Annotated in this window: 24 protein-coding genes and 1 tRNA gene; 18 read left to right on the top strand and 7 right to left on the bottom strand. The window is 64.4% G+C overall.

The genetic code is table 11. The features are described from left to right. Positions 1–213: 213 nt before the first annotated feature. Complete coding sequence (locus ACZ1A1_RS21485; protein WP_463621498.1) at positions 214–3,711, bottom strand: ATP-binding protein; 3,498 nt, start codon at positions 3,709–3,711, stop codon at positions 214–216. Positions 3,712–3,955: 244 nt separating this feature from the next. On the opposite strand from ACZ1A1_RS21485, the gene ACZ1A1_RS21490 reads away from it, so the two are divergent. Further along, positions 3,956–4,405 carry a phasin gene (locus ACZ1A1_RS21490; protein WP_313194348.1) on the top strand — a complete coding sequence of 150 codons (450 nt, stop codon included), beginning with the start codon at positions 3,956–3,958 and terminating at the stop codon, positions 4,403–4,405. Positions 4,406–4,554: 149 nt separating this feature from the next. Then, positions 4,555–4,631, top strand: a tRNA-His gene (locus tag ACZ1A1_RS21495). 51 nt (positions 4,632–4,682) lie between these two features. Here ACZ1A1_RS21495 and ACZ1A1_RS21500 read toward each other — a convergent pair. Next, complete coding sequence (locus ACZ1A1_RS21500; RefSeq protein ID WP_313194347.1) at positions 4,683–5,564, bottom strand: LysR family transcriptional regulator; 882 nt, start codon at positions 5,562–5,564, stop codon at positions 4,683–4,685. A 104-nt stretch (positions 5,565–5,668) separates the two neighbouring features. Here ACZ1A1_RS21500 and ACZ1A1_RS21505 point away from each other — a divergent pair, with 104 nt between their 5' ends. From ACZ1A1_RS21505 to rirA, 4 genes are all read left to right on the top strand, one after another. Further along, positions 5,669–7,165, top strand: coding sequence for a CoA-acylating methylmalonate-semialdehyde dehydrogenase (locus ACZ1A1_RS21505; protein WP_313194346.1), 1,497 nt, complete (start codon positions 5,669–5,671; stop codon positions 7,163–7,165). A 133-nt stretch (positions 7,166–7,298) separates the two neighbouring features. Beyond that, complete coding sequence (locus ACZ1A1_RS21510; RefSeq protein ID WP_463621499.1) at positions 7,299–8,390, top strand: YjgN family protein; 1,092 nt, start codon at positions 7,299–7,301, stop codon at positions 8,388–8,390. Continuing rightward, a complete protein-coding gene (locus ACZ1A1_RS21515) occupies positions 8,380–9,456 on the top strand; it encodes a M48 family metallopeptidase (RefSeq protein WP_463621500.1) in 1,077 nt (358 codons plus the stop codon). The genes ACZ1A1_RS21510 and ACZ1A1_RS21515 overlap by 11 nt, the downstream gene beginning before the upstream one ends. Positions 9,457–9,628: 172 nt before the next feature. Then, positions 9,629–10,105, top strand: coding sequence for an iron-responsive transcriptional regulator RirA (gene rirA, locus ACZ1A1_RS21520; RefSeq protein WP_463621501.1), 477 nt, complete (start codon positions 9,629–9,631; stop codon positions 10,103–10,105). 24 nt (positions 10,106–10,129) lie between these two features. Here the strand turns inward: rirA and ACZ1A1_RS21525 are convergent, their stop codons facing one another. Both ACZ1A1_RS21525 and ACZ1A1_RS21530 read right to left on the bottom strand, forming a co-directional pair. Continuing rightward, the gene (locus ACZ1A1_RS21525; protein WP_415215969.1) at positions 10,130–10,537 is read right to left on the bottom strand and encodes a response regulator; all 408 of its coding nucleotides are present in this window, start codon (positions 10,535–10,537) and stop codon (positions 10,130–10,132) included. A gap of 130 nt (positions 10,538–10,667) precedes the next feature. Beyond that, the gene (locus tag ACZ1A1_RS21530; RefSeq protein ID WP_463621502.1) at positions 10,668–11,387 is read right to left on the bottom strand and encodes a helix-turn-helix transcriptional regulator; all 720 of its coding nucleotides are present in this window, start codon (positions 11,385–11,387) and stop codon (positions 10,668–10,670) included. 353 nt (positions 11,388–11,740) lie between these two features. Between ACZ1A1_RS21530 and ACZ1A1_RS21535 the strand changes: the two genes are divergently transcribed. From ACZ1A1_RS21535 to ACZ1A1_RS21565, 7 genes are all read left to right on the top strand, one after another. Further along, a complete protein-coding gene (locus ACZ1A1_RS21535; protein ID WP_463621503.1) occupies positions 11,741–13,336 on the top strand; it encodes an ABC transporter substrate-binding protein in 1,596 nt (531 codons plus the stop codon). 101 nt (positions 13,337–13,437) lie between these two features. After that, on the top strand, positions 13,438–14,442 hold the full coding sequence (locus ACZ1A1_RS21540) for an ABC transporter permease subunit (protein ID WP_463621505.1): 1,005 nt from the start codon (positions 13,438–13,440) through the stop codon (positions 14,440–14,442). 11 nt (positions 14,443–14,453) lie between these two features. Next, positions 14,454–15,362 (top strand): ABC transporter permease subunit, encoded by a 909-nt coding sequence (locus ACZ1A1_RS21545; protein WP_313194338.1) that lies wholly within the window; start codon positions 14,454–14,456, stop codon positions 15,360–15,362. After that, complete coding sequence (locus ACZ1A1_RS21550; protein WP_313194337.1) at positions 15,362–16,216, top strand: ABC transporter ATP-binding protein; 855 nt, start codon at positions 15,362–15,364, stop codon at positions 16,214–16,216. Before ACZ1A1_RS21545 ends, ACZ1A1_RS21550 begins: the two co-directional genes overlap by 1 nt. Then, positions 16,213–17,043 carry a dipeptide ABC transporter ATP-binding protein gene (locus ACZ1A1_RS21555; protein WP_313194336.1) on the top strand — a complete coding sequence of 277 codons (831 nt, stop codon included), beginning with the start codon at positions 16,213–16,215 and terminating at the stop codon, positions 17,041–17,043. Before ACZ1A1_RS21550 ends, ACZ1A1_RS21555 begins: the two co-directional genes overlap by 4 nt. A gap of 39 nt (positions 17,044–17,082) precedes the next feature. Beyond that, on the top strand, positions 17,083–17,565 hold the full coding sequence (locus ACZ1A1_RS21560; RefSeq protein WP_463621518.1) for a gluconokinase: 483 nt from the start codon (positions 17,083–17,085) through the stop codon (positions 17,563–17,565). 120 nt (positions 17,566–17,685) lie between these two features. After that, on the top strand, positions 17,686–18,030 hold the full coding sequence (locus ACZ1A1_RS21565) for a RidA family protein (RefSeq protein ID WP_463621506.1): 345 nt from the start codon (positions 17,686–17,688) through the stop codon (positions 18,028–18,030). 52 nt (positions 18,031–18,082) lie between these two features. On the opposite strand, the gene ACZ1A1_RS21570 is transcribed toward ACZ1A1_RS21565, so the two are convergent. Beyond that, positions 18,083–18,883: a response regulator gene (locus tag ACZ1A1_RS21570; RefSeq protein WP_119257760.1), complete on the bottom strand. Its 801-nt coding sequence runs from the start codon at positions 18,881–18,883 to the stop codon at positions 18,083–18,085. Between the two features lie 149 nt (positions 18,884–19,032). Between ACZ1A1_RS21570 and ACZ1A1_RS21575 the strand changes: the two genes are divergently transcribed. After that, entirely contained in the window at positions 19,033–19,224 is a 192-nt protein-coding gene (locus tag ACZ1A1_RS21575) for a NepR family anti-sigma factor (RefSeq protein WP_313194334.1), read from the top strand. A gap of 77 nt (positions 19,225–19,301) precedes the next feature. Here the strand turns inward: ACZ1A1_RS21575 and ACZ1A1_RS21580 are convergent, their stop codons facing one another. Beyond that, positions 19,302–19,562 carry a YMGG-like glycine zipper-containing protein gene (locus ACZ1A1_RS21580; RefSeq protein WP_313194333.1) on the bottom strand — a complete coding sequence of 87 codons (261 nt, stop codon included), beginning with the start codon at positions 19,560–19,562 and terminating at the stop codon, positions 19,302–19,304. A gap of 28 nt (positions 19,563–19,590) precedes the next feature. Continuing rightward, positions 19,591–19,746: a DUF3309 family protein gene (locus tag ACZ1A1_RS21585; RefSeq protein ID WP_117368338.1), complete on the bottom strand. Its 156-nt coding sequence runs from the start codon at positions 19,744–19,746 to the stop codon at positions 19,591–19,593. Between the two features lie 169 nt (positions 19,747–19,915). On the opposite strand from ACZ1A1_RS21585, the gene ACZ1A1_RS21590 reads away from it, so the two are divergent. The 4 genes from ACZ1A1_RS21590 (at position 19,916) to ACZ1A1_RS21605 (ending at position 21,543) form a co-directional block, all read left to right on the top strand. Beyond that, positions 19,916–20,248, top strand: coding sequence for a hypothetical protein (locus ACZ1A1_RS21590; RefSeq protein ID WP_463621507.1), 333 nt, complete (start codon positions 19,916–19,918; stop codon positions 20,246–20,248). Between the two features lie 68 nt (positions 20,249–20,316). After that, positions 20,317–20,514 carry a CsbD family protein gene (locus ACZ1A1_RS21595; RefSeq protein ID WP_203317657.1) on the top strand — a complete coding sequence of 66 codons (198 nt, stop codon included), beginning with the start codon at positions 20,317–20,319 and terminating at the stop codon, positions 20,512–20,514. Between the two features lie 231 nt (positions 20,515–20,745). Further along, positions 20,746–20,910: a DUF1328 domain-containing protein gene (locus ACZ1A1_RS21600; RefSeq protein WP_463621508.1), complete on the top strand. Its 165-nt coding sequence runs from the start codon at positions 20,746–20,748 to the stop codon at positions 20,908–20,910. Between the two features lie 132 nt (positions 20,911–21,042). Then, on the top strand, positions 21,043–21,543 hold the full coding sequence (locus tag ACZ1A1_RS21605) for a TIGR00645 family protein (protein WP_119257765.1): 501 nt from the start codon (positions 21,043–21,045) through the stop codon (positions 21,541–21,543). The last annotated feature ends 286 nt before the right edge of the window (positions 21,544–21,829 follow it).

The raw sequence follows: 21,829 nt of genomic DNA on the forward strand, positions 1-21,829 counted from the left end.
GCCGAAACCGGCCAGGTAAGCATTTGTTAAGCCGGGATGACGCAAGGTCGTGCCAACTTGAGCATGCCCGATGGAAGGGCGTTCCGGTCGCATCCGACCCCGGTGGCATGAAGCCGTTGACCCTGGCTTTTGTTGGACAGCATTCAAACTATCGGGGCGGCTTCTGCCGCCCTCTTTTTTACCCTTCTTTACCCGTCCGGCTGTCCGCCCGCCTCAGTCCGCCAGCACGCGCGGCGAGGGGAAGATCACCTCGACCAGCGTGCCCTCGTTCGGCGTGGAGCTGATCGCGAAATTCGCCCGGTTGGCATCGACCATCGCCTTGGTCAGCGGCAGGCCGAGGCCGGTGCCGTCGCCGCGCTTGCGCGCGCCCGTCGTCACCTGGCGGAAGGGCTTCATCGCCTGCTCCAGTTCGCTGCGCGTCATACCGACGCCGGTGTCGCGGATGCGCAGCACCACGCTGCCATTCGCCTCATAGGCGGTGGAGACGACGATCTGCCCGCCGGACGGCGTGAAGCGGATGGCGTTCGACAGGATGTTGAGCGCGATCTGCTTGATCGAGCGCAGGTCCGCCACGATCTGCGGCACATTGGTCGAAAGCGAGGTGCGGATGATGACGCGCTGGGCGTTCGCCTGCGGCTGCACCAGCGAGACGGCTTCCGAGATCGTCTCGTTGAGGCCGACGGCGGTGAATTCCAGCTCCATCTCGCCCGCCTCGATCTTGGAGATGTCGAGCAGGTCGTTGACGATGTCGAGCACGTGACGGCCGGACCGGCCGATGTCGTTGGCATATTCGATGTAGCGCGGATGGCCGATCGGCCCGAAACGCTCCGTCGCCATCATGTCGGAAAAGCCGATGATGGCATTGAGCGGCGTGCGGATCTCGTGGCTGACGCGGGCGAGGAAATCGCTCTTGTGGGCGTTGGCCGTCTCGGCCGCGCGCTTGGCGTTGCGCAGCTCCTCCTCCGTGCGCTTCCATTGGGTGATGTCGCGGATGACCGCGCAATAGCCGGCGGAAGAGGAAAGACGCCCCATGGTCATGAAGAGGGGAATGAAGCCGCCGCCCGCCTCGCGGCCGATGACCTCGCGCCCGTCGTTGAGCACGCTCGCGACGCCATGGCCGGAAAGGCCGGCGAGATAATCGAGCACCGCCTTCTGGCTCTCATGGGCAAAGAGCATGGCGAAGGGGCGGCCGCGCGTCTCGTCCTCGTCATAGTTGAAGAGGGCGCTCGCGGACCGGTTCATGGAGCGGATGTCGCCGTCCTGGCCGACGACGACGACGCCGTCGGTGGCGGTTTCGAGAATGGAGCGCAGCTCGCTGACCTCGATGCGCAGCGCCGCGGCGGCGGCCTGGTCGCCGGGCCGTTCCTCGGATTCGGCCGGGGCCGGGGCAGCGTCGACCAGCTTGAGGGCCGGCTTTTCCTGCACCGGCGTCAGCGCCAGCATGAGCGCCGTGCCGTCTTCCCAGCGGATCGACTGGAGCCGGGCGCGCACCGCGCTGGTGCTCTCGCCGTCGGCATGGCGGAGCGCCATGGTGCCGCCGCTCTCCTCGGCCTCCTCGTCGGGGCCGGCCAGCAGGATGTCGAGCCCGCCGGAGGCTTCGAGGTCTTTCAGGTCGGTATAGCCCGTCAGGCGGAAGAATTCCGGATTGGCATGGATGAGCCGGTCGCCGACATGGACGAGCAGCGCCACCGGCAGCGCATCGACGACGGGGCCGGTCAGCCCATAGTCCATCTGGCGGCGCGATGGGGCAAAGCCCGTGCGCTCGCCGGCAGGCTCTTCATGCAGCATGTCGTCGGCATGGGGGCCGACTTCGAGGCCGGGCATTTCCGCTGCGGCTTCGCCGGTGGCGGTGGCGGACGGATTGTTCGCATCATCGCCGGCGGCCTTGTCGGCATCATCCGCGGTTTCCTCTGCCGGGCGGTCTTCGGGCTTTCGCTTGCCGAAGGTCTCGCCGAGCTGGCGGGCGATCTCGCGGAATGCCGCCTGCTCGCCGGTGGAAAGGCCGTCGAACAGCCCGCCGCGATTGCGCCGGGTCTCGAGCTGCACGACCTTGTCGGAATGCCGGCGGGCGGGTGTCTCGACGAGGCGCAGTGCGGGACGCTCGCCTCGGAATGCATCTTCCTCGTCGCCATCGGGCGCGGGGGGCGTCTCCGTATCGATACCCTTGTCTTTGTCTTCGGGCTGGTCTGCCTCGGCGGTCGTCGCGTCCTCGTGTTCCGACGCGGTCGCTTCCTCTGGCAGCACGGCATCGTCGCTACCTGCCTCTGCCGTTTCCGGCAGCATCTCATCCGCTTCCTGCGCCGCCGTTTCCAAAAGGGTGCCGGTCTCCTCGGCAAAGGCCTCTTCCACCAGCGCTTCCCCGGCCGGCCCGGCATCGCCCAGCGTCAGGCCGCGGGCATGCGGGTCCTCGGTCGCATCGGCGATACGCACGATGCCGAAGCCGCGGAAGCCGTCGAATTCGCGGTTGCGGGAATAGGTGGGCAGGGCGGCGAGGTCGACGGGAACGACGAGGCTCGTGCCTTCGACCGGCCACTGGATCGTCTTGCCCGACCAGGTGTCGCGGCGGCGCAGGAGATCGCCGATCTTTCCGTCCGGGTCGAGATCGAAGCGGCCGGCGACATCGCTGAAGCGTTCCCCGGAAATCGCGGCGGCATGCGGCCCGACGGCGGCGGCGAACTCGTCCGAAATCTCGCTGAACCGGCCCTCGGCATCGATCTTCCAGACGAAACGGATCGGGCGACCCTGCGGGTTGAAGACGAAACCGGTCTTCTCCACCGTTTCACGCGCTTGGGTGGGGCGGCTGTCCTCGATGACCTCGGCGGCCGCAATCTCGGTGGGTGCCTCCGCGCTGTCCTCGACGGGCCGCTCTTCAGCGGCAATCTCTTCCACCGGGGCATCCTCGATGGGGGCCTCTTCGCCGTTCGAAACCGGCTCGGGAGTTTCCGATACTGCCGCGACGGTCTCCGCGGCAGCGGCGGGCGTCTCCTCAATGGTCGGCTCCGCTTCGGCCTGTTGGACGGGCTCGTCCTCCTCCGGATCGAGATGGCCCAGGATGGTCTCGACGGCGAAAAGCAGGTGCAGGGCGGGGTCGTTGGAAATCTTGCCGATGGCGGCGGGAAGATGCCCGCGGCCGGTGGCGACGGGACGCTTGACGAGGTGCTCGGCGCTGCGGCCGGCGGCCTCCACGAGCGCAAGGCGGGTCTGCTGGCTGATGGCCAGCCGGTCGAAGCCGTCCGAGGCGGCGACGACGGCGCCCTCGCCGTCGAGCACGGCCATGTGCGTATCGGGATCGTCGAAGCCGGCGAGCATCGCGGCGGCCGCATCCGCGCCGCCCTGGCTGCCGGCGACGGGCACGCTGAACAGGATGGCATCGTCGCCGCGGCGGATGGTGATCGCCTCGACCGTCGCATGGACCGGCGCGCTGCGGAAACCGCTGCCGATGCGCATCAGGAAGCTGCGCCGCTCGCCCGGCGCCTGTACCTGCCGCGCGGTCGCGGCGAGCTGGCGAAAGGCGACGTCGGTGCGGTCCGGGCCGGTATCGAGGAAATCGTAGATATTGTCCTGGCCGAAGAGGGCCGCGCCCCGCCCGTTCGACCAGAGCACCCGCGCCATGTCCTTGGAAAACAGCACGACCGCCTCGCCCCGTGCAAAGGGCAGGCGCACCCGTTCATGGACGGCGACGTCGATAAAGGGATACTGTTTTGCGGACATGTTCAGGCCTGCATCTTGCTCCGGCACCCCGGTCTTCGATTAACGCTTTATTAATAGCGGCGCACAGGCGGGGGGTCCAGCGCCGGACCCGCGCAGCCCCGGGCTTTCGGGCGGAAAGGTTAACGGCGTGCCGGATTTATTGTGCATCGCACAAAAATGTTGCAATGCGAAAAGAAATCACCTATATGGGGGCCATCCAAGAACACGGCGCCTCCAGAGAGGGCCAAACCAAGGAGCGCAGACAATGGCTACCAAGAAGACCGACGACGTATTCTCCATCGCTTCCATCGACCCGGCCAAGCTTTCCGAGAGCTTCCGCGAATTCGCCGAGAAGGGCGCCTCGCAGACCAAGGAAGCCTATGCCAAGATGAAGGAAGCCGCCGAGGACGCAACGAAGACCGTCGAAGCGACGCTCGAAAGCGCGCAGGCCGGCTCCGTCGAACTCGGCCTCAAGGCCATCGAAGCGCTCCGCACCAATGCCGAGAACTCGCTTTCCCACATGGAAGCCCTGCTCGGCGTGAAGTCCGTTTCCGAACTCTTCGAACTGCAGACCGCCTTCCTGCGCAAGCAGGCCGAAGTCGTCGTCGAGCAGGCCAAGTCCCTCCAGGAAACCTCCAAGAAGGTTGCCGAGAAGGTCGCCGCTCCCGGCAAGTCGGCCGCCGAAAAGGCCATGAAGTCCTTCAAGTCGGTCTGAACCGCCGCGTGAGGCGGGTTCCGACCCTGTGATGGGATGGCCGGGCGATTGCCCGGCCATTTTCGTTTGTGGAGCGTGCAGAAAACGCTTGAAAAAAGGTGCGGCTGCCCGTATGTGACCCACCAAGCGCGCTGGACGCGCCTTGTTGTGCGGTTGTAGCTCAGTTGGTTAGAGCGCAGGTTTGTGGCACCTGAGGTCGTAGGTTCGATTCCCACCAACCGTACCATTCTTCTCCACCATATTTGAATTTCTGCTGATCGAGGCCCCCTGCCGGGCTTCAGAGGAACATCGCGTGTTCCTTGCGAACGAGTTCCTGCACGAATTCGGCGACGGTGCGAACGCGCACGAGGTCGCGCGCGCTTTCGTGCCATGTCGTCCAGTAGGCGCGGCGGATCGAGGTGGCGGGCAGCAGCCGGACGAGCTCGGGATATTGCCGGGCGATATAGTCGTGCAGGATGCCGACGCCCGCGCCCGAGCGCACGGCCTCCGTCTGGCCGGTGGCGCTCGAAATCTCGAAGCCGGCGTCCCAGCTGCGCATGATCTCGCCGGTGAAGTTGAGCGAGGCCGTGAAGATGAGGTCCTCCACATAGCCGATGCGCCGGTGCGCCTTGAGGTCGTCGACGCTTTCCGGCGTGCCGTTCTCCGCCAGATAGGCCTTTGAGGCATAAAGGCCGAGCGTATAGTCCGTGAGCTTGGAGGAGACGAGCCGGCCCTGTTCCGGCCGCTCCAGCGTGATCGCGATATCCGCCTCGCGCTGCGACAGCGAGAAGGAGCGGGGGACCGGCACGAGCTGGATCTTCAGTTCCGGGTGCCGCGCCGTCAGCCGGCCGAGCCGGGGGGCGAGGAAGGAGACGCCGAAGCCGTCCGGCGCCCCGACGCGCACGGTGCCGGCGACCGCCGTGTCGATGCGCCCGATGCTCGCCTGCACCGCCAGCATCTCCGTCTCCATACGTTCTGCCGCGCGCAAGAAAGCCTCGCCCTCGGCGGTGAGGTCGCAGCCATTGGTGCGGCGGATGAGAAGGCGCGTCTTCAGCGCTTCCTCCAGTGCGCTGACGCGGCGGCTGAGGGTGGCGTGATTGACGCCGAGCCGGCGGGAGGCGGCAAGGAGCTGCCCGGTGCGCGCCACCGCCAGGAACATGCGGGCATCGTCCCAGTTCATCGCAGCCTCCGACATTAATTTCTGCACAACGGTTCCTTATCTCAGGCGCTTGAGTTGTGCAAATTGAAGTGCGATCATCCCCTCATAACCACGGAGGACTCCCCATGTACGAGATCGGACACTTCATCAACGGCAAGCACGTCCCGGGCACGAGCGGCCGCACCGCGGACGTCTACAATCCCGCCACGGGCGAGGTTCAGGCCAAGGTCGCCCTGGCGAGCGACGCCGAGCTGCAGGCCGCCGTCGACGCCGCCAAGGCCGCGCAGCCGAAGTGGGCCGCCACCAACCCGCAGCGCCGCGCCCGCGTCTTCATGAAGTTCGTCGACCTGCTCAACCAGAACATGGACGAGCTGGCCGTGCTGGTCTCCCGCGAGCACGGCAAGACAGTCGAGGACTCCAAGGGCGACGTCATCCGCGGCCTCGAAGTCTGCGAATTCGTCATCGGCATCCCGCACCTGTCCAAGAGCGAGTTCACCGAAGGCGCCGGCCCCGGCATCGACATGTATTCGATCCGCCAGCCGGTCGGCATCGGCGCCGGCATCACGCCGTTCAACTTCCCGGGCATGATCCCGATGTGGATGTTCGCCCCGGCGATTGCCTGCGGCAACGCCTTCATCCTCAAGCCCTCCGAGCGCGATCCGTCCCTGCCGATCCGCCTTGCCGAACTGATGATCGAGGCCGGCCTGCCGGCGGGCATCCTCAATGTCGTCAACGGCGACAAGGCCGCGGTCGACGGTATCGTCTCCCATCCGGATATCGGCGCCGTCTCCTTCGTCGGCTCCACGCCGATCGCCCGCTACGTCTATGGCGCCGCCACCGCCAACGGCAAGCGCGCCCAGTGCTTCGGCGGCGCGAAGAACCACATGATCATCATGCCCGACGCCGACCTCGACCAGGCCGTCAACGCCCTGATGGGCGCCGGCTACGGTTCGGCCGGCGAGCGCTGCATGGCCGTCTCCGTCGCCGTTCCGGTCGGCGAGGAAACCGCCAACCGCCTGATCGAGAAGCTGACGCCGAAGATCGAGAGCCTGCGCATCGGTCCCTATACCGACGAGAAGGCCGACATGGGCCCGGTCGTCACCAAGGAAGCCCAGGCCCGCATCCGCAGCCTCATCGACAAGGGCCTGGAAGAAGGCGCCAAGCTCGTCGTCGACGGCCGTGATTTCAAGCTGCAGGGCTATGAGAACGGCTATTTCGTCGGTGGCTGCCTCTTCGACAACGTCACGCCGGACATGGAAATCTACAAGACCGAGATATTCGGCCCGGTCCTTTCCGTCGTGCGCGCCAGGAACTACGAGGAAGCCCTCGACCTGCCCATGAAGCATGAATACGGCAACGGCGTCGCCATCTACACCCGCGACGGCGATGCTGCCCGCGACTTCGCCAGCCGCATCAATATCGGCATGGTCGGCATCAACGTTCCGATTCCGGTTCCGCTGGCCTACCACTCCTTCGGCGGCTGGAAGGCTTCCGCCTTCGGCGACCTCAACCAGCACGGCACGGACTCCATCAAGTTCTGGACCCGCACCAAGACCGTGACGAGCCGCTGGCCGTCCGGCATCAAGGACGGCGCCGAATTCGTCATGCCGACGATGAAGTGATCCGTAAGGATCAGGAACGGAAAGGGCTCCCGCCGGGAGCCCTTTTTGCATTCGCACATTATTTGTGCCTTGCGAAGAATAGGCCGGCCATGCGGCCCGTTACCTCCCTGTTCATGCACTGAAGGGGGCAAACATGGCATTGGCAGGATCGCCGCAGGCCGCAGGGCAGGCGGGCGGCTTTCATCGTATTTCCTTTACCGGCAAGGCATCCGAATATTTCGGCATCTGGATCGTCAACGTGCTTTTGACGATCGTCACGCTCGGCATCTATTCCGCCTGGGCCAAGGTCCGGCGCAACCGCTATTTCTACGGCAATACCGTCCTGCTCGGCCGGTCCTTCGAATATCATGCGCGGGGCGTGCAGATCCTCGTCGGCCGGCTCATCGTCCTTGGCGCGTTCGTCGTGCTGAACGTCCTGGCCGCCGTCGTGCCGTTCCTGGTGCTGCTGCCGACCATCGTCGTGCTGGTCGCCCTGCCGTGGCTCGTGGCAAGGGGTCTGCGCTTCGCCGCGCGCGTCACGAGCTACCGCAACGTGCGCTTCGATTTCGTCGGCGGTGCCGGCGGCGCGTTCAAGGCCTTCATCCTCGGCGGCCTGCTTTCCGTCATCACGCTCGGCATCCTCACGCCGCTCGCCAGCCGCTGGGTGTCGCGCTATCTCGGCACGAACCTGCGCTATGGCGGCAAGGCCTTCGACACCGACCCGCCGCTCGGGCCGCTCTACAGGTCCTGGCTGCTTTCCTTCCTCATCGCGCTGATCGGCCTCGGCATCATCGCGATCCTCGTCGTCGCCAATTTCGCGCTGATCGCCGCGATGGTCGAGACGCCCGGCTCGCTGGCGCCCGAGCAGCAGGTCCCGCTGATCGTCAGCGCGGTGATAGGCTATATCGTCATCTTCGCCACGATGGGCATCGCCGGGCTCTTCTACCGGGCGGGCGTGCGCAATATCGCCTGGTCCTCCACGACCTTCGACGGCAGGCACCGGCTGATGAGCGACGTCTCGCGCACCCGCTACACCTGGATCGCCATTTCCAACGTGATCGTGACGATCTTCACCCTCGGCCTGATGCGGCCCTGGGCGGCGGTTCGCCTCGCCCGCTATACGTGGGAGCATACCGGCGTTACCTTCTCGGGCGACGTCGGCGAGCTGTTCAGCAGGATCGAGGAACAGGGCTCGGCCGTCGGCGCCGAGTTCATGGACTTCGAAGGGTTCGATTTTGGCTTCTGACAATGCCGCCATCGCCGGCGGGGAATGGCACCCCGCCGGCTCCAGCCGATCCGTGGAGGCGCATCTCGTCGAAAAGGGCGGCGAGATCGCCGCCGTGCCGGTCGGGGGCGAAAGGCCGCTGGCCGGCGCCGGCCTTGCCTGGGTGGAGATTTCCAGCCGGGTCGGCTCCATTCCCCGCCGCGTGACCTTCCCGGACGGCTCGATCTTCGAGACATGGGACAACGAGGGCATCGACCGCTACCTCGCCGCGCGGGGCAGGGGCGGGGCCGGCATGGTGCACTGGCTGGAGCAGTTCCGCCTGCGCCTCATCGTCATCGTGCTGCTCGCCTTCGCGCTCGGCAGCGCCGTCTATCGCTGGGGCGTGCCGGCGCTCGTCGAGGTCGCCGTCATCACGACGCCGCCCATCGTGCCGCAACTGATGGGCAAGGGCACGCTGGAGGCGCTCGACAAGACGACGTTCTCGCCGACAAAGCTTTCAGAGGAGCGCCGCAGGGAGATCGCCGACGGTTTCGCCCGCATCGCGGCGCAGTCGCCGGGCGGCACGGGCGCCTACAATCTCAATTTCCGCGACGGCGGCATCATCGGCCCCAACGCCTTCGCCTTGCCGGACGGCACGCTCGTCGTCACCGACCAGCTCGTCGAGATGGCGGGCGGCGATACGGAGATGATCATCGGCGTGCTGGCGCACGAGATCGGCCATGTCGAGTTGAAGCACAGCCTTCGCCAGTTCTACCGGGCTGCCGGCATGACCGGCCTCATCATGCTGATCGCCGGCGACGTCGGCTCGGCGGTCGAGGACGTCCTGGTGCAGGGCGGCGGCCTGCTGGCGCTTTCCTATTCGCGTGCGGCGGAAGCCGAGGCCGACCGGCGTTCCGTCGAGCTGATGGCGAGGGCAGGCTATGACCCGGCCGCCATCGCCCGCTTCTTCACGCTCATCGAGGAAAAGCTCGGAGACAAGTCCGATACCAACATCCTCTCCACCCATCCGGGCACGCCCCAGCGCAGGAAGGATATCCTCGATTACGCCAGGATCATTTCCGGCCAGCCCGAGCCGGAGGGCCGGTAAATGGTTGCATCCGCTTCAACCGATGCTAAAACCTTACCGTAAGAGTCGCCTTTAACGGGTCGCTTCCCGGCTGCCGCATAACATGAATGTGTTTTTCCGCTTTTTGGAATTGTTCTAAACCGCGATCTGTCCTATATGTGATCCACTTCAAAATCGAATTCGGAGTTTCACCATGCGTCTGACGAAGCAAACCAACTATGCCGTGCGCATGTTGATGTACTGCGCGGCGAACGGGGAGAAGCTCAGCCGCATCCCGGAAATCGCGAAAGCCTACGGCGTTTCAGAGCTCTTCCTGTTCAAGATCCTCCAGCCGCTGACGAGGGCGGGCATCATCGAGACCGTGCGCGGCCGCAACGGCGGCGTGCGCCTGCCCAAGCCGGCGACCGAGATCACGCTGTTCGACGTGGTGCGCGTGACGGAGGATTCCTTCGCCATGGCCGAATGTTTCGAGGCGGGCGAGATCGAATGCCCGCTCGTCGATAGCTGTGGTCTCAACGCGGCGCTGCGCAAGGCGCTGAACGCCTTCTTCGAAGTGCTGCAGCAGTACACGATCGACGATCTCGTCAAGGCGCGCCCGCAGATCGGCATGCTGCTCGGCCTCGATCACACCCGCGCCGCCCAGTCGCAGGCCCAGCAGCCGGCGGCCTGATACGAGCCATGCGCCGTCGGATCGTCAGATCCCGGCGCTGGCCTCGTTCCGCACATATTCTCTCAGGATGAATTCGATGGCCGTCGGATCGAGCTCGGCCTTGTCGATGCGGAAATCGACGCCGTAATCGTCGATCTTCTGGAAATAGGCATCGCTGATCGACGAGGAGATGACGCCGACCGGGCCGATATAGCCGGCATGGCGCAGCTCCGGCACGGTCTCGCGGAAGTCCGCCTGCGGCTGCAGCCGGTTGTCCATCAGGATCATGTCGAGCGCCACGCCGGACGAGCGTATGAAGCCGAGTGCCGCTTCCACCGTCTCCACGTAATGCAGGGCGATGGCATAGCTCGTCACCTTGCGCATCAGCGCGCTGAGAATGACATTTTCCGCAGGATCGTCATCAACGAGCAGAATATGCACTTGTTCTGTCATGGCGGTGGGTGACCCGATTGGCATTATGGGCGCCGGCCTTGAAGAAAGCCGCAGCTACTCTTGTCCAGGCCGCGAATATTAACAAGTCCCTAACTCTGTTATACCGGACGCGCGCTTCTGTTTTCCCGCTTTACTGTATGATCTGCTCGCGGATCGCCTTGGCGACCATCTGGGTGCGATTGACGACGTCGAGCTTCTTCAGGATCGTCGCCGTATGCGAGTTCACCGTATGCTCCGAGACGGAGACGATGAGGGCGATCTCGCTCGCCGTCTTGCCGTAGGAGATCCAGCGCAGGATTTCCGTCTCGCGCGGCGTCAGCCCCATGCCGGCCTTGTTGGCGAGCACCTGCCTATAGAAATAGTCGAAGGTGCAGTTCGCCTCGTAGCAGATCTCGAGATGCTCGCGCCGGTCGATCTCCTCGCCGTCGCCGAGGAAGAGGACGACATAGCGCGTGCCCGCGACGGAATGCACGGGGATGGCGAGCGCCATGTCGAAGCCGATCTGGTCGAGGAAGTCGGAGCCCTCGGCGGAGCCGTTCTCCGCCACGTCCGAGGCGCGCCACACCGTCGGGATCGTCGACTTGTAGAAACTCCGGAAGAGGGCGGAATCGTTGAGGCGGTGGCGCTTGTCATAGGCTTCGGCAAGGCCCGCGGGCAGGTCGTGCAGCACCAGCCGCCCGGCGAGCAGGCTAGTCTCGTGCTCGTTGGCGAGCTGGAGGACGCCGAAATGCTCGAAGCCGTGGCGCAGGGCCATCGTATGGAAAATACGAAAGAAATCGACGCGATTAAGAGCCTTCTCCAGATCGCCTTCGAAATCGTATCGCCTGTAGTGTCTGTTCAATACGGCCACGCGGCCTCCACCCCCGGATTCCACGCGATGCAATCTAGCGCCGCAATCTCTGGCAGCAAAGGGTTTTGCCGGACAATTTCGCGCAAGCCCCTCACTTTCTTCCCGCAGCGTAAGGCAAGCCCATGCCGGAAAGGCGAAAACCAGGAAGGGCGCTGCCGCCCGAAGCCCCGGTTTTGCAGGCATTTCGAATGCTGTGGAGAATAAACGTCCCGGCTTTTTTCCGTTTGGACAAAATTGTCCGCCGACTTATTGCAATCCTGCGGCAAATGTCGTTCCATCCGCGCAAGACCGGGGCTGGACCTGCACCCGCGTCCGCACACAACGAACAAAAAAGCAAACCTGGGAAGCTCACTATGAAAAAGCTGACTACTCTCCTCGCAGCGACGGCGCTCGCCTCGATGATGGCAGGCGCTGCCTGGTCGAAGACGCTGGTCTATTGCTCGGAAGCCTCGCCGGAAGGGTTCGACCCCGGCCTTTATACTGGCGGCCAGACCTTCGACGCCACGTCGCGCACCGCCTATAACCGCCTCGTCGAGTTCAAGCACGGCAGCACGGAGCTGGAACCGGGCCTCGCCGAAAGCTGGGAAGTCTCGGCCGACGGCAAGGAATACACCTTCAAGCTGCGCAAGGGCGTGAAGTTCCAGACGACCGAATACTTCACCCCGACCCGCGAGCTGAACGCCGACGACGTCATCTTCTCGTTCGAGCGCCAGTACAAGGAAGACAATCCGTGGAACAAGTATGTCGCGGGCGCTTCCTGGGAATATTTCGCCGGCATGGGCTTCCCGGACCTCATTGAGAAGATCGAGAAGGTCGACGACCTGACGGTCAAGTTCGTGCTGAAGCGTCCGGAAGCGCCGTTCATCGCCAATCTCGGCATGGACTTCGCCTCGATCCTCTCCAAGGAATATGCCGACAAGCTGCAGGCTGACGGCAAGATGGAACTCCTGAACCAGCAGCCGCTCGGCACCGGCCCGTTCAGCTTCGTCGCCTACCAGACGGACGCGGCGATCCGCTACAAGGCCAACCCGGACTACTGGAACGGCAAGCAGCCGATCGACGACCTCGTCTTCGCCATCACCACGGACGCCGCCGTCCGCGCGCAGAAGCTGAAGGCCGGCGAGTGCCACATCATGGCCTATCCGAACGCCGCCGACGTCGCCGAGCTGAAGAAGGACGAGAACCTCCAGGTTCTGGAGCAGGAAGGCCTGAACGTCGCCTACCTCGCCTATAACACGCTGGTTGCGCCCTTCGACAAGGTCGAGGTCCGCAAGGCCCTCAACATGGCCGTCAACAAGCAGGCCATCGTCGACGCGGTCTTCCAGGGCGCGGCGACCGTTGCCAAGAACCCGATCCCGCCGACCATGTGGTCGTATAACGACGCCGTCGAGGACGACAAGTACGATCCGGACGCGGCCAGGAAGATGCTCGAGGAAGCCGGCGTCAAGGATCTCAAGATGAAGATCTGGGCGATGCCCGTCGCGCGTCCCTACATGCTGAACGCCCGCCGTGCGGCCGAACTCATGCAGGCCGACCTTGCCAAGGTGGGCGTCACCGCCGAGATCGTCTCCTACGAATGGGCCGAATACCTCAAGCTCTCCTCCGCCAAGGACCGCGACGGTGCGGCCATCCTCGGCTGGACTGGCGACAACGGCGACCCGGACAACTTCCTCGACACCCTGCTCGGCTGCGATGCCGTCGGCGGCAACAACCGCGCGCAGTGGTGCAACAAGGAATTCGACGACCTGATGACGAAGGCGAAGGAAACCGCCGACGTCGGCGAGCGCACCAAGCTCTATGAAGAGGCCCAGGTCATCTTCAAGCGCGAGGCGCCGTGGAACACCCTCGACCATTCGCTGGTCGTCGTTCCCATGAGCAAGAAGGTCTCGGGCTTCAAGATGGACCCGCTGGGGATTCACCGCTTTGACGGTGTAGACATCGCCGAGTAATATCGGGCAAAAGAAAGGCACGCCGCAAAGAGCGTGCAATGGCCGGCGGTCCGAAGACATTCGGGCCGCCGGTTTTTCAAAAGAAGAAGGGATTGGCTCCCATGTTGCGCTTTATCTTCGGACGGCTCGCCGTCCTGATACCCACGTTCATCGGGGTATCGATCATCGCGTTCTCCTTCATTCGACTTCTGCCGGGCGATCCGGTCATGCTGATGTCGGGCGAACGCGTCATGTCGCCGGAACACCATGCCGAGCTGATGCACCAGCTCGGTCTCGACCGGCCGATGTACATCCAGTATTTCGACTATCTGACCGGCCTGCTCTCGGGCGACTTCGGCTCGTCGATCGTCACCAAGCGGCCGGTGCTGGAGGATTTCGTAAACCTCTTCCCCGCCACGCTGGAGCTCTCGCTCTGCGCCATCATCGTCGCGGTCGCGCTCGGCATTCCGGCCGGCGTGCTCGCGGCGGTCAAGCGCGGCACCTGGCTCGATCAGTCGATCATGGGCGTCGCCCTCGTCGGCTATTCGATGCCGATCTTCTGGTGGGGGCTGCTGCTCATCATCTTCTTCTCCGGCTATCTCGGCTGGACGCCGGTCTCGGGACGCATCTCGCTGATGTACTTCTTCCCGCAGGTCACCGGCTTCATGCTGATAGACAGCCTGATCTCGGGGCAGGCGGGGGCGTTCAAGTCGGCGCTGACCTACCTGATCCTGCCGACCGTGGTGCTGGCGACGATCCCGCTTGCGGTCATCGCGCGCCAGACCCGCTCGGCCATGCTCGAAGTGCTCGGCGACGACTATGTCCGCACCGCCCGCGCCAAGGGCCTTTCGCCCTTCCGCGTCATCGGCATCCACGCGCTGCGCAATGCCATGATCCCCGTCATCACCACGATCGGCCTTCAGGTCGGCGTGCTGCTGGCGGGCGCGATCCTGACCGAGACGATCTTCTCCTGGCCGGGCATCGGCAAGTGGATGGTCGACAGCGTCTTCAAGCGCGACTATGCCGTGGTGCAGGGCGGGCTGATGCTGATCGCCGCCGTCATCATGATCGTCAACCTCGTGGTCGACCTGCTTTACGGCTGGGTCAATCCGCGCATCCGGCACTAGGAGGCGATCCCATGAGCTCAGTACAGACAACGTCCGAGGCCAAGACGGGCGGCGCGCCGCCGTCGGGCCTTTCCGAATTCTGGTTCTATTTCTCGCGCAACAAGGGCGCGGTCATCGGCCTCTTCATCTTCCTGGTGATCCTGTTCGTCGCCGTCTTCGCGCCCTTCGTCGCGCCGCACAATCCGAGCGTTCAGAACCGCGAACTCCTCCTCCTGCCGCCGGTCTTCCAGCAGGGCGGGACCTGGGGGCACATCCTCGGCACCGACGCGGTCGGCCGGGATATCCTCTCGCGGCTCATCTACGGCGCGCGCTTTTCGCTCTTCATCGGCCTCGTCGTCGTGACGCTGTCGGTGGTCTCGGGCGTGCTGATCGGTCTCGTCGCGGGCTATTTCCGTGGGCGTGTCGATACCTTTATCATGCGCATCATGGATATCATCCTGGCCTTCCCCTCGCTGCTGCTCGCCCTCGTGCTGGTGGCGGTCCTCGGGCCGGGCCTGCTCAACGCCATGATCGCCATCTCGCTCGTCAACCAGCCGCATTTCGTGCGCCTGACGCGCGCGGCGGTCATGACGGAGAAGTCGAAGGACTATGTCGTCGGCTCGCAGGTCGCGGGCGCCGGCACGCTGCGCCTGATGTTCCTGACGATCCTGCCGAACTGCCTCGCGCCGCTCATCGTGCAGGCGACGCTTGCCTTCTCGGCGGCGATCCTCGACGCGGCGGCCCTCGGCTTCCTCGGCATGGGCGCCCAGCCGCCGACGCCGGAATGGGGCACGATGCTCGCCGAAGCGCGCGAATTCATCCAGCGCGCCTGGTGGGTCGTCACCTTCCCCGGCCTTGCCATCCTCGTCACCGTGCTCGCCATCAACCTCATGGGTGACGGCCTGCGCGACGCCCTCGATCCCAAGCTGAAGAGGTCGTGATGTCGCTTCTCGAAATCAAGAACCTCACCGTCGAGTTCCAGACGGCATCCGGTCCCTTCCGCGCCGTGGACGGCGTATCGCTCAAGGTCGACGAGGGCGAAGTGCTCGCCATCGTCGGCGAATCCGGCTCGGGCAAGTCCGTCTCCATGCTCGCCGCCATGGGCCTCCTGCCCTGGACGGCGAAGGTGACGGCGGATGTCCTCACCTTCAACGGCCGCGACATGAAGGCCATGTCGGATGCCGAGCGGCGCAGGATCATCGGCAAGGATATCGCCATGATCTTCCAGGAGCCGATCGCCAGCCTCAATCCGTGCTTCACGGTCGGCTACCAGATCGAGGAAGTGCTGCGCATCCACACGGACCTCAATCGCAAGGCGCGCCGCGACCGGGCGATCGAACTGTTTCAGCTCGTCGGCATTCCGAACCCGGAAGAGCGCCTCGGCCACTATCCGCACCAGATGTCGGGCGGCCAGTGCCAGCGCGTGATGATCGCGACCGCGCTTGCCTGCAATCCGAAGCTTCTCATCGCCGACGAGCCGACCACCGCGCTCGACGTGACGATCCAGAAGCAGATCCTCGACCTCCTGATGAAGCTGCAGGCCGAACACGGCATGGGCCTCATCATCATCACCCATGACATGGGCGTCGTCGCCGAAACCGCCGACCGCGTCATCGTGCAGTACAAGGGCCGCCAGATCGAGGAGGCCGACGTGCTCTCGCTCTTCTCGGCCCCCAGGAGCGTCTACACCAAGGCTCTTCTCGCGGCCCTGCCGGAGAACGCCACGGGCGGGCGCCTGCCGACGATTACGGAAAAGCTGACTGACGCCGAGATTTTCGCAGGAGCCGTCCGATGACCCCGGTTCTCGAAGCGCGCGACCTCAAGCGCGACTATCACATCCCCGGCAGCTTCCTGAAGCCGGGCAAGACCGTTCACGCCGTCAAGGGCGTGAGCTTCACGGTCGAGGAGGGCAAGACGCTCGCCATCGTCGGCGAAAGCGGCTGCGGCAAGTCCACCCTTGCCCGCATGGTCACGATGATCGATCCGATCACCGCAGGCGAAATGCTGATCGACGGCCGCAAGGTCGACATCGCCAGCGAGCCGCTGACGCCGGAAATGCGCAGCAAGGTGCAGATCGTCTTCCAGAATCCCTACGGATCGCTGAACCCGCGCAAGAAGATCGGCGACATCCTGACGGAGCCGCTGGTCATCAACACCAAGGTTCCGGCGGACGAGCGGCGCGACCGCGCCATGGCCATGCTGAAGAAGGTGGGGCTGGAGGAGAAGCATTACGGGCGCTACCCGCACATGTTCTCCGGCGGCCAGCGCCAGCGCGTGGCGATCGCCCGCGCGCTGATGCTCAATCCGCGCCTCCTCGTGCTCGACGAGCCCGTCTCCGCGCTCGACCTCTCGGTGCAGGCCCAGGTGCTCAACCTGCTCGCCGACCTTCAGGACGAGTTCCACCTGACCTATGTCTTCATCAGCCACGACCTTTCGGTCGTGCGCCACATCGCGGACGACGTGATGGTGATGTATTTCGGCGAGGCGGTGGAATATGGCAGCCGCGACCAGGTCTTCGACGACCCGCAGCACAGCTATACCAAGACGCTCTTCGCCGCGACGCCCCGCGTCGACATCGACGCCATCCGCGCCCGCGTCGAGCGACGCAAGCGCGTCGCCTGAGGCGAGCGGTTCGTGACGGACGCCCGCGCCATCGTCGTCATGGGCGTTTCCGGTTGCGGCAAGACCTCGGTCGCCGAGGGTCTTGCCGCAAGCCTCGGCGCCGCCTTCATCGAAGGCGACAGCCTGCATCCGCCCGCCAATGTCGAGAAGATGTTCCGCGGCATCCCCCTGACCGACGAGGACCGCTGGCCCTGGCTCGACACGATCGGCCGGGCGCTCGCCGATGCGCTCGCCGCGGGCAATGGCGTCGTCGTCTCCTGCTCCGCCCTCAGGAAGGTCTACCGCGAGCGCCTGCGCGGTGCCGCCGGCGGCACGCTTTCCTTCGTCTTCCTCAAGGGGAGCCGCGACCTTCTGATGACGCGCATGGCCGCGCGGGAAGGACACTTCATGCCCGTCAGCCTGCTCGACAGCCAGCTCGCCACGCTGGAGGACCCGTCCGGCGAGCCGGGCGTCGTGACGGTCGATATCGATGCGCCCGTCGAGGCCATCGTCGCCGCCGCCCTCCGGGGATTGGCATCCTGAGGGAGAATTTGCGGGGCCGCCTCTGGCGCCCCGTCGGCCGTCCGCCTATAGACGGCGGGCCTGCCGGCCATCGCGTGGCGGCGGGCTTTCGATATTTCCGCGACCTGACAGGAACGAGACATGGATATCAAACGCTTTGAAACCGGCCCGCGCATGAGCCAGGCCGTCGTGCACAACGGCACCGTCTATCTGGCCGGTCAGGTCGGCGAGGCGGGTTCGGACGTCACCGAACAGACGAAGCAGGCGCTGGCCGAGGTCGACCGCCTGCTGGCGCTGGCCGGCACGGACAAGACGCGCATCCTCTCCGCCCAGATCTGGCTTGCCGACATGGCCGACTTTTCCAGGATGAACGCCGTCTGGGATACTTGGGCGCCGCAGGGCCACACGCCCGCCCGCGCCACCGGCGAATCCAAGCTGGCGACGCCGGATTACCTCGTCGAGGTCATCGTCGTCGCCGCGCTCTGAGCCGCGCGATACGCTGAAACGGAAAAGGCCCGCTTGCGCGGGCCTTTTTGCGTCATGCGGATTTGGCGAGCCGCGCCTGCTCGTCGAAGAACAGCGCCTGGCTGATCAGCGCCTTCACCATGTCCGGGTTGAACGGCTTGGTGACGAGGAAGGCCGGTTCCGGCTTCTCGCCGGTCAGGAGCCGTTCCGGGAAGGCGGTGATGAAGATCACCGGGATCGTGCTGTTCTTCAGGATGTCGTTGACCGCGTCGATGCCCGAGCTGCCGTCGGCGAGCTGGATATCCGCCAGCACCATGCGCGGCGAGGTGCGGTGATAGAGCTCGACGGCCTCCGAATGGGTGCGCGCGATGCCGGTCACCCGATGGCCGAGGCCCTTCACCATGTCCTCTATATCCATGGCGATGAGGGGTTCGTCCTCGATGATCATGATATCGGTCGCCACCTGACGCGAGATGTCGCGCGAGGCTTCGTCCAGCAAGGCGCTGAAGCGGTCCTCCGGCACATCCATGATGTCGGCGCCCTCGGCAATGTCGAAGCCCTCGACGGCGACGAGCAGGAAGGCCTTGCGTTCCGCCGGCGGCAGGTTGGAAAGGTTCGCCGCCGCCTGCCGTTCCCAGCCGAAGGGCGAGGTGTTTTCCGGCAGGGTGATGTCGAGATTGTCGAAGAGCGTGCAGTAGAGCCGGTAGAGCGCGATGCGGTCGCTGCGCCCTTCCGGATAGAGCGAGATGTCGCTGACGAGTGCTTCGAGCATGGCGGCGACATAGGCGTCGCCGGATGTCTGCGAACCCGTCACGGCACGGGAAAACCGCCTCAGATAGGCGAGATGCGGTGCGATACGGGTGGAAAGTGACATTTCGTTCTCCCTGGCTATGTTCCGTATCGGAACCGTTTCCGCTAGAGTTCACCTTGCGGAAACCTATTGGTAGCATGCTAAGTCTGACTTGCTATTGGGAATCTTGGGCAAAAGGAAGATAGCGGGCGGCAAGCGATGGAAACAAGACCATGATAGAGCCCGGTAAAGACAAGAGACGCGGCGCCGCCCCCGCCAAGGCTGCCTTCGATCCCAATGGCCCCGTCGGCCGCAAGCTGAAATCCTTCTACGACGTCATCGAGACCGAGCCCGTGCCCGATCGCCTGCTCGACCTTCTGGAAAAGCTCGACGAGGCCGAGCGCAGAGCCAAGGGCGGTTCCTGACGTCATTCGTTTTCCCTGTTCAAGACATCAAGAAACGGGCCCTGAGGCCCGTTTCGCGTTTCTGCTCGCCGTGCTTTTTAGCGGCAGCGTGCTTCGTAGCGGTGACCGTGGCGGTCACGGTAGATGCAGTAGCCGCGCCGGTCCGAACGGGCGATGAGATAGCCCGCGGCGCCGCCGACAGCCGCACCCACAAGGGCGCCGCCGGCACGGCCGGTGACCGCCCCGCCGATGATGGCGCCCGATGCCGCGCCGATGGCGGTGCCGCGTTCGGTCTGGGTGCAGGCGGAGAGCGTCACGGTTGAGGCGACGAGGCAAAGCGCGATGATGGTGTTCTTCATGGTTCCGGTTCCTGGCTGGTTGGTCGGGTCAGATGCGTCCCATGAGGACGAGGATGAGAAGGATGACGACGATGAGACCGAGACCGCCCGACGGGCCGTAACCCCACCCGCGGCTGTATCCCCAGTTCGGCAGCGCGCCGATCAGGAGAAGAATGAGGATGATAAGAAGAATGGTGCCGAGCATCTGCGCTTCCTTTCTCGTCCGGTTCGCCATTGAGCGATGGGCCGACAACGTGCCTGTCGGAACTTTGTTCCCGAAATTGTGACAGGGCGTGAGCGGAACCTTCCCGTGCGCCGTCCCGTTGTCTCGCCAGTTCTTTAGGGAGCCCGATCCGACAGGGATGGAGAGTGACATGGAGCACATCGCCGCAATCATGCTTCTGGTCGGCTGCACGCCCGGCAGCCTTTCCTGCGAGGAGCTGCAGGCGCCGCAGGTGGCATTCGAGACGATGGAAGACTGCGTCGGCGCCCTGCCGTCCGCTCTCGGCGACGCGGGTGTTGGAAAGCGCGTCGTGCATGGCCGTTGCGCGCCCTTCGATCCCGCCTGGGAGGAAGAGAATGTGGAGATCGGCTGGCGCATGACATCGCGGAACCGGCTGGAGGTCCATGTGCGCAAGGTGGATCCGCCGGCAGACGGCATCGTCGTCGCCGAGAACGCCCGCCCGGTCGATATCGGCCTGCATTGAGGAACTTTTCCGGCCCCCGCCGCTTCTTCCCCCATCAACCGATTGCATTCAACCGAAAGGACAGCGAGATGAACTGGGATATCATCGAAGGCAAGTGGAACGAATACAAGGGCAAGGCGCAGGCCCAGTGGGGCAAGCTCACGGATGACGACCTCGACGTCATCAAGGGCCGCCGCGTCGAATTGTCGGGCAAGATCCAGCAGCGTTACGGCCTCGCCAAGGAGGAGGCCGAGCGGCAGATCGACGACTGGGCGCGCCGCCACTAGAGCAATTCCAGCAAAAGTGCGCAGCGGTTTGCGTCCGGAGTTGCGTGGAAACGAAATGCTCTGCCGGTCGCAGCCCTCTCGATCACCGCTCATGCCGCCGCAGCCGAAAGGCCGCGGCGGCATCGTTTTCGAAGAATGGAAAGTGTAGCAAATCAGCTCTGTTGCGCGGCATGCGCGGGAACCTTTTCCGATGCTTTCCGTTTCTTCTGCGACATAACAAGGAGATTGAAAATGCTGCACTATGCTGTCGTCTTTCTCGTGATCGCCCTTGTTGCCGGCCTGCTCGGCTTCGGCGGTATTGCCGGTGCATCCGCCGGCATCGCGCAGATCCTGTTCTTCGTCTTCCTGGCCCTTCTGGTCCTGTCCCTGATTGCAGGTCTCTTCCGAAGGGCATGAGGAAGGGGAGCATTCCAGCAAGGGCGGCGTCCGCGGACGCCGCCCTTTTGCATGCGCGAAGACGTCTTGCGGCCCTTCGGGCCATTGGTTAATCAACGGTGAACTTGACTGATTCCCGTTGGAGCCCGCGCGATGAAATCCCTCGAACTCCTGGTCGAACGCATCATCCTGTCGAGTCGCTGGATCCTTGTGGTCTTCTATCTCGGCCTCGTGGCGGCGCTCGCCGTCTACGCCGTCTCCTTCCTCTACAAGTTCGTCAAGGTCGCCAAGAACGTCTTCGTCTATGACGATGCGCAGATGATCCTCGCCATGCTCGGCCTGATCGACGCGGCGCTGGTCGCCAGCCTCATCCTCATGGTGATGATCGCCGGCTACGAGAACTTCGTCAGCCGCTTCGACGAGGCGGAGAAGGACGTCTCCTTCCTCGGCAAGCTCGATGCCGGCAGCCTCAAGATCAAGGTCGCCTCGTCGATCGTCGCGATCTCGTCGATCCACCTGCTGCAGATCTTCCTCAATGCGCAGCAATATACCGAGAGCCAGCTGATGTGGCTGACCTTCATGCATCTCGCCTTCGTGGTCTCCGCCGTGCTGCTCGGTTTTCTCGAGCAGATCATGGGCAAGCTGAAGGGCTGAAGCCGTGCCGAGTGGGGCAGGGGAGGGGCGCCGCGGATATCCGCCGGCGCCTTTTCTTTTGCCCGGAAGTCAAGCGAAAGGAGCGCGTCATCCCCGAAATTCATCTTATGCACCGGCCGGTTCGGGGTATTGGGCCGGCAATTCGGCTTTCAGGAGCGGGTTTCGGTCATCAGCGCGGGATTTTTAGGAGCGAAAATGCCGAACCGGGGACGCCCCGGAGAGGGATTTCAGTAATTTTCATTTAAAATCAGCATCTTATAAGTTTTTCCAGAAATCTTCATCCCCG

This window comes from Shinella sp. R2-11 (assembly GCF_055330205.1).

What these genes read in the sequence shown, in the direction of transcription:
- ACZ1A1_RS21485 (WP_463621498.1), bottom strand. Translation starts at nt 3,711, where the DNA reads ATGTCCGCAAAACAGTATCCCTTTATCGACGTCGCCGTCCATGAACGG.
- ACZ1A1_RS21490 (WP_313194348.1), top strand. Translation starts at nt 3,956, where the DNA reads ATGGCTACCAAGAAGACCGACGACGTATTCTCCATCGCTTCCATCGAC.
- ACZ1A1_RS21500 (WP_313194347.1), bottom strand. Translation starts at nt 5,564, where the DNA reads ATGAACTGGGACGATGCCCGCATGTTCCTGGCGGTGGCGCGCACCGGG.
- ACZ1A1_RS21505 (WP_313194346.1), top strand. Translation starts at nt 5,669, where the DNA reads ATGTACGAGATCGGACACTTCATCAACGGCAAGCACGTCCCGGGCACG.
- ACZ1A1_RS21510 (WP_463621499.1), top strand. Translation starts at nt 7,299, where the DNA reads ATGGCATTGGCAGGATCGCCGCAGGCCGCAGGGCAGGCGGGCGGCTTT.
- rirA (WP_463621501.1), top strand. Translation starts at nt 9,629, where the DNA reads ATGCGTCTGACGAAGCAAACCAACTATGCCGTGCGCATGTTGATGTAC.
- ACZ1A1_RS21525 (WP_415215969.1), bottom strand. Translation starts at nt 10,537, where the DNA reads ATGACAGAACAAGTGCATATTCTGCTCGTTGATGACGATCCTGCGGAA.
- ACZ1A1_RS21535 (WP_463621503.1), top strand. Translation starts at nt 11,741, where the DNA reads ATGAAAAAGCTGACTACTCTCCTCGCAGCGACGGCGCTCGCCTCGATG.
- ACZ1A1_RS21540 (WP_463621505.1), top strand. Translation starts at nt 13,438, where the DNA reads ATGTTGCGCTTTATCTTCGGACGGCTCGCCGTCCTGATACCCACGTTC.
- ACZ1A1_RS21545 (WP_313194338.1), top strand. Translation starts at nt 14,454, where the DNA reads ATGAGCTCAGTACAGACAACGTCCGAGGCCAAGACGGGCGGCGCGCCG.
- ACZ1A1_RS21550 (WP_313194337.1), top strand. Translation starts at nt 15,362, where the DNA reads ATGTCGCTTCTCGAAATCAAGAACCTCACCGTCGAGTTCCAGACGGCA.
- ACZ1A1_RS21555 (WP_313194336.1), top strand. Translation starts at nt 16,213, where the DNA reads ATGACCCCGGTTCTCGAAGCGCGCGACCTCAAGCGCGACTATCACATC.
- ACZ1A1_RS21560 (WP_463621518.1), top strand. Translation starts at nt 17,083, where the DNA reads ATGGGCGTTTCCGGTTGCGGCAAGACCTCGGTCGCCGAGGGTCTTGCC.
- ACZ1A1_RS21565 (WP_463621506.1), top strand. Translation starts at nt 17,686, where the DNA reads ATGGATATCAAACGCTTTGAAACCGGCCCGCGCATGAGCCAGGCCGTC.
- ACZ1A1_RS21570 (WP_119257760.1), bottom strand. Translation starts at nt 18,883, where the DNA reads ATGTCACTTTCCACCCGTATCGCACCGCATCTCGCCTATCTGAGGCGG.
- ACZ1A1_RS21575 (WP_313194334.1), top strand. Translation starts at nt 19,033, where the DNA reads ATGATAGAGCCCGGTAAAGACAAGAGACGCGGCGCCGCCCCCGCCAAG.
- ACZ1A1_RS21580 (WP_313194333.1), bottom strand. Translation starts at nt 19,562, where the DNA reads ATGAAGAACACCATCATCGCGCTTTGCCTCGTCGCCTCAACCGTGACG.
- ACZ1A1_RS21585 (WP_117368338.1), bottom strand. Translation starts at nt 19,746, where the DNA reads ATGCTCGGCACCATTCTTCTTATCATCCTCATTCTTCTCCTGATCGGC.
- ACZ1A1_RS21590 (WP_463621507.1), top strand. Translation starts at nt 19,916, where the DNA reads ATGGAGCACATCGCCGCAATCATGCTTCTGGTCGGCTGCACGCCCGGC.
- ACZ1A1_RS21595 (WP_203317657.1), top strand. Translation starts at nt 20,317, where the DNA reads ATGAACTGGGATATCATCGAAGGCAAGTGGAACGAATACAAGGGCAAG.
- ACZ1A1_RS21600 (WP_463621508.1), top strand. Translation starts at nt 20,746, where the DNA reads ATGCTGCACTATGCTGTCGTCTTTCTCGTGATCGCCCTTGTTGCCGGC.
- ACZ1A1_RS21605 (WP_119257765.1), top strand. Translation starts at nt 21,043, where the DNA reads ATGAAATCCCTCGAACTCCTGGTCGAACGCATCATCCTGTCGAGTCGC.